Annotated in this window: 6 protein-coding genes and 1 pseudogene; 3 read left to right on the forward strand and 4 right to left on the reverse strand. The window is 61.9% G+C overall.

The annotated features are described in order from the left end of the window. The 4 genes and pseudogenes from EN749_RS30450 to sppA all read right to left on the reverse strand — a co-directional run. Positions 1-480, reverse strand: a pseudogene (locus tag EN749_RS30450) (ornithine cyclodeaminase family protein); the annotation flags it as partial. A gap of 37 nt (positions 481-517) precedes the next feature. After that, the gene (locus tag EN749_RS30455) at positions 518-886 is read right to left on the reverse strand and encodes a LapA family protein (RefSeq protein WP_127809315.1); all 369 of its coding nucleotides are present in this window, start codon (positions 884-886) and stop codon (positions 518-520) included. Positions 887-943: 57 nt separating this feature from the next. Then, positions 944-1,228, reverse strand: a complete 285-nt coding sequence (locus tag EN749_RS30460) for an integration host factor subunit beta (RefSeq protein ID WP_006200394.1) — start codon at positions 1,226-1,228, stop codon at positions 944-946. Between the two features lie 82 nt (positions 1,229-1,310). Next, a complete protein-coding gene (gene sppA, locus EN749_RS30465; RefSeq protein ID WP_127269998.1) occupies positions 1,311-2,267 on the reverse strand; it encodes a signal peptide peptidase SppA in 957 nt (318 codons plus the stop codon). 401 nt (positions 2,268-2,668) lie between these two features. On the opposite strand from sppA, the gene lptC reads away from it, so the two are divergent. Genes lptC through lptB form a run of 3 tightly spaced genes read left to right on the forward strand, consistent with a single transcriptional unit; the run spans position 2,669 to position 4,768 of the window. Then, the gene (lptC, locus tag EN749_RS30470; RefSeq protein WP_127809316.1) at positions 2,669-3,382 is read left to right on the forward strand and encodes an LPS export ABC transporter periplasmic protein LptC; all 714 of its coding nucleotides are present in this window, start codon (positions 2,669-2,671) and stop codon (positions 3,380-3,382) included. Continuing rightward, complete coding sequence (locus tag EN749_RS30475; protein WP_127328297.1) at positions 3,369-3,950, forward strand: LptA/OstA family protein; 582 nt, start codon at positions 3,369-3,371, stop codon at positions 3,948-3,950. Before lptC ends, EN749_RS30475 begins: the two co-directional genes overlap by 14 nt. Further along, on the forward strand, positions 3,950-4,768 hold the full coding sequence (gene lptB / locus EN749_RS30480) for an LPS export ABC transporter ATP-binding protein (RefSeq protein WP_013529586.1): 819 nt from the start codon (positions 3,950-3,952) through the stop codon (positions 4,766-4,768). Before EN749_RS30475 ends, lptB begins: the two co-directional genes overlap by 1 nt. Positions 4,769-4,895 lie beyond the last annotated feature (127 nt).

Here is a 4,895-nt window from a genome sequence, read left to right on the forward strand (position 1 = left end):
AGGCGCACTCGGCCGTACGGCCGAGTGCGCCTTGGCGAGGAAGGGCGACAGCGCGCCGGCGCCGACCACCAGCAGCCGCGAGGCATCGTCGCGGGCGAGATAGGAGGCCGCGAGCGCCGAAGCGCAGGCGGTCCGCCACTGTGTCAGCCGCTGGCCGTCGATCAAGGCTTCAGGTTCGCCGGTGGCGCCGTTAAGCAGAAGGTAGAGTCCCATCACCGCCGGCTTGCCGATGGCGTTGTTGTCGGGGGACACGGTGACGATCTTGACGCCGACGTGACCGCCGGTCGATGTGCCCGCCGCGTTGAGATCGGTCCAGGCCGGCATCAAAAGCAGTGTGGAGGCGGCACCATCTGGCCGCTCGATCGTATGATGATGCCTGACCGGCTGCACCGCACCGTCGCGAAACGCCGTGCGCAGCGTCTCGACCAGCCCGGCAAAGCTCAGCGCATGGTCGACCTCTGCGGCCGAAATGGTCAGCATGAAAAACTCCGTGGGGACAAAACCGCCGACGGGCGGCTCAAGCGGTCGGCTTCGGCAATGCGGACCCTTGGGCGGACCCTTGGGCGGAGCCTGGGGCCTGGCTTTGCGGTACCGCCGGCGCACGGCTGACCGCCTGGCGCAGGTTCTCGGCTTCGACGCCGCGCTGGCGCGCCAGCTTGCGATAGCGGCCCTGCTTGACCCAGGTTGCCAGGCTGCCGATGATCATGCCGATGGCGAGTGCCAGGAACAGGAAGATGAACAGCGGCAAAGTCAGGGTCAGCTTCGGATTGCCGGGGTTGAACGGATCGAGCGTGAAGGCGACCAGTTCGCGGTTGGCAACGGCGAGTGCGATCAGGATGATCGCCAGGGGCACGAAGATCGCGATGAGCATGAAGCGATTGAACATGATGTTTTCCGTCGGAAGCTGGCCTGTCCGAAAGGCCGTCAGGCGCTGACGTCGCGCCTACTTGCCGCCGTTCAGCCTTTCACGCAGTTCCTTGCCGGTCTTGAAGAACGGCACCCATTTCTCCTCGACCTCGACGGATTCGCCGGTGCGCGGATTGCGACCGGTGCGGGCGGGACGATTCTTCACCGAAAAAGCGCCGAAGCCTCGCAACTCGACCCGGTTGCCTTCGGCAAGGGCGTCGGTGATTTCATCGAAGATGGCGCCGACGATGTTTTCGACGTCGCGCAGGAAAAGATGCGGATTGCGCGTGGCAATAATCTGCACAAGTTCGGACTTGATCATGAGACGGGTCCCCGTGAAAGCAGTGCGGTCAAAATTATGAGGATGATTTTATTTGCTTTTTTCACTTGCCCCAAACGGCGTCTCAAGGGTGCCAGACGGAAACGAGACCGTCAAGAAACAAGCGGTCGGCTCCGAGTTCATGGATGACGTCGCCGCTGTAGGCGGGCAGGCCGAGCGCACTGCCGATGGTTTGCGCCATCGCTTTCGAGAACAGGAAGCCGCCGCGCTGTTCGGTATCCTTCCACTCGACGACCTTGAGCTTGGCATCGACGCCCTTGGTCGCCAGCCAGTCGACCGCTACCGCCTCGCCGCCGACGGCGTCGATCAGCCCGTTGGCAACGCCCTGGCGCCCGGTGAATATCGAGCCGTCGGCAAGCGCCAGCGCTTGTTCGCGGGTCATCTTGCGGCGTTCGGCGACGATGTCGACGAACCAGTTATAACTGTCGAGGATGAGTTTGCGAACCATGGCACGCTCGTCGTCATTGGTCGGCTTGAAGGGAGAGGGTGCGGCTTTCAGCGGCGAGGATTTCACCTCCTCCAGCTTGACGCCGAGTTTGTCCATCAGGCCGCTGACGTCGGGATACTGGATCAGCACGCCGATCGAGCCGACGATCGAGGTCTTGCGGGCAACGATGTGATCGGCGGCACTGGCGATCATATAGCCGGCCGATGCGGCGAGCGTGCCGACTTCCGCCACCACCGGCTTGTCGGCGGCCAGCTTGCGCACTTCTTCATAGATCGATTCACCACCGACGGTGGTGCCGCCAGGCGAATCGATCGACAGGATCACGCCTTTCACCTTCGATGAAAGACGGATGGTTTCCAGCCGCTTGATCAGTTCCTCGTCCTCGGTGATCGTGCCTTCGATCTTGACCTTGGCAATATGGTCGACCGTCGAGCCACCGAAATCGTCGCCATAGAACCAGGTTGAAAGCGCAATCACCCCAAGGGCTACGATGCCTATGGCGACGACGCGCCAGAATGTCAGCTTGCGCCGCAAACGGCGGCGGTCGATCAGGTCGTCGGCTCTCAGTGCCATGGTCAGCCTTTCAGTCGGCGGGAGGAGACGCTTTTAGACCATGATCCGCCCATCTGGAAGCAGTTCTCTTTTGCGTATGGCGAGGCAAGTCAGCACCTGGACGTGAGGTGGCCATCTCCGTCGACAGTCGACCGGCCCGGGCTGGGCGCTCTACAAGTATTGGTCTGCTCACATGTTTGTGCAATCGCCCCAGGTCGGCGACGAGACCGACGGCGGATAAATTTTACGCCGCGTGTCTGTTTCTGCTATGGAGAACACGCAGTTGTGCGGACCTCGTTTTCGTCTGTACAAAGGCGGCTGTCACATTTTTGCAGTTTTCGTGCGCTTGTGCTTGCTTGAAAGCGCCGGCGTCCCACCTATAGGCGGTGCTCAAGGGTGGGCAGGGTTAAAGAAAGCAGTGAATGTTAGCGCGACCGATTGAACCGACCAACGCCGAGGCGGTGTTGGCTCCCCCGGCGGACGGCCGGACGCGCGGCGACGCTTTCGACCGTGCACAGCGTCATTCGCGCCGCGTGCGCGTTCTCAAATTTGCCGTGCCGGTGGCCGCGGCACTGATAGCGGTCGCTTTCCCGGTCTATTCCTATCTCGCCGCACCCGTCGCCGTGAAGGTTCAGGCGGAAGGCACTGCCTTTTCCAACGGCAAGCTGGTGATGGCCAATCCCAAGCTCAACGGTTTCACCAAGCAGAAGCAGCCTTATTCGATGACGGCGCTGCGTGCCATTCAGGATGTCAGCACGCAAGGCATCATCGAGCTGGAAGGCATCGACGCCAAGGTGCCGATCGCGCCCGACAATGTGGCGGCGGTCAAGGCCTCGCACGGCACCTACGATCGCGACGGCAATACGATGAACCTGACCAGCGACGTGACGATCACCACGACCGACGGCATGCAGGCCAAGTTCAAATCGGTCTTCCTCGACATGGGCAAAGGCACTATGAAGACGGGAGATCCCGTCGATGTCAGCCGTGGCGGGTCGCGGATCACGGCGGATACGATGTCGGTCCAGGACAATGGCAAGGTTCTGGTTTTCGAGAACAAAGTGCGCGTCAACATCGATTCCTCCGCCTTGAAGGCGGCACAGGGAAACAGCGGAGAAACCAATGCGGCTCAGTAGTTCGACGCGGCTCGCGGCTGCAACTTCAGCGTTGCTGCTGCTCGGACTCGTGCCGTCATGGGCGCAGACGACCAGTCAATCAGGCCTCAAACTGTCCGGCGACAAGCCGATCCAGATCGAGAGCGACAAGCTGGAAGTCCGCCAGGCCGACAGTGTCGCCATCTTCACGGGCAATGTCAGCGTCGTCCAGGGGCCGACATTGATGAAGGCCGGCAAGATGACGGTCTACTACGTCAAGGACCCCAACGCCGCTGCCAAGGGCACGGAGGCCGCGGGTGCGGCGATGACGGGCTCGGCCAACATCGATCACCTGGAGATCTCCGACAAGGTTTACATCAAGTCGGATGCGCAGGTCGCGACAGGCGATCAAGGCAGCTTCGATATGAAGAGCCAGGTTCTGGTGCTTTCGGGCAAAAAGGTCGTTCTGTCGCAAAACGACAACATTCTGGTGGGCTGCAAGCTTACCGTGCAGATGAAAAGCGGGCTGGCTCAGGTGGATCCATGCGCTGGGCAACGCGTCCAGATGTCGATCACGCCGCCGCCGAAATCGGGAGCGACGAACCCCTGATGGCCAGCCTGTCGTCGCTGACGGCGCGTCTTCCGGGACGGGCCGCCGGCAAGCTTTCGGCGCCGGCCACGGTGACCGTAGATGCGGGAAAGTTCAAGGGAACCCTGATCGCCAAGGGGCTGACCAAGAGCTACAAGGGCCGCAAGGTCGTCAGCGGCGTCACCATCGGCGTGCGCGCTGGCGAGGCCGTTGGGCTGCTCGGCCCCAACGGCGCCGGCAAGACGACCTGTTTCTACATGGTTACCGGCCTCGTGCCGGTGGATGAAGGCACGATCGAGATCGACGGCTTCGACGTCACGTCGATGCCGATGTACCGTCGCGCACGCCTCGGCATCGGCTATCTGCCGCAGGAAGCGTCGATCTTCCGCGGCCTCAATGTCGAGCAGAATATCCGCGCGGTGCTGGAAGTGGTCGAAAAGGACCGCAAGGTGCGCGAGCGCAATCTCGACGAACTGCTCGAGGAATTCCACATCAGCCATCTGCGCAAGGCGCCATCCATGTCGCTTTCGGGCGGCGAGCGGCGACGCCTGGAAATCGCGCGAGCGCTGGCGACGCGTCCGGCCTACATGCTGCTCGACGAGCCTTTCGCAGGCATCGATCCGATCGCCGTCGCGGATATCCAGCAACTGGTGCGCCACCTGACGGCGCGCGGCATCGGCGTCCTCATCACCGATCACAATGTGCGCGAAACGCTCGGCCTCATCGACCGCGCCTACATCATCCATGCCGGCCAGGTGCTGACCCATGGAAGGGCCGACGAAGTGGTGGCGAACCCGGATGTGCGGCGACTTTACCTCGGCGAGGGTTTTACGCTCTGAGCGTGAAATTTATTTCCTGACACGATTTTTCCGGTTCGAGCGGCGCTTTTTTCTCGATTTTGCTCCGGGATAACGCTCCGGTAAGCGCGTTTTGCTACCAATTGCCTTGACAAGCAAAAGCCGGGCC

Source organism: Mesorhizobium sp. M7A.F.Ca.ET.027.02.1.1 (assembly GCF_004022985.1).
In the GTDB taxonomy this organism is placed as follows: domain Bacteria; phylum Pseudomonadota; class Alphaproteobacteria; order Rhizobiales; family Rhizobiaceae; genus Mesorhizobium.

Bases quoted from the DNA above. Each gene is read 5' to 3' on its own strand.
- EN749_RS30455 (WP_127809315.1), bottom strand. From the start codon at position 886: ATGTTCAATCGCTTCATGCTCATCGCGATCTTCGTGCCCCTGGCGATC.
- EN749_RS30460 (WP_006200394.1), bottom strand. From the start codon at position 1,228: ATGATCAAGTCCGAACTTGTGCAGATTATTGCCACGCGCAATCCGCAT.
- sppA (WP_127269998.1), bottom strand. From the start codon at position 2,267: ATGGCACTGAGAGCCGACGACCTGATCGACCGCCGCCGTTTGCGGCGC.
- lptC (WP_127809316.1), top strand. From the start codon at position 2,669: ATGTTAGCGCGACCGATTGAACCGACCAACGCCGAGGCGGTGTTGGCT.
- EN749_RS30475 (WP_127328297.1), top strand. From the start codon at position 3,369: ATGCGGCTCAGTAGTTCGACGCGGCTCGCGGCTGCAACTTCAGCGTTG.
- lptB (WP_013529586.1), top strand. From the start codon at position 3,950: ATGGCCAGCCTGTCGTCGCTGACGGCGCGTCTTCCGGGACGGGCCGCC.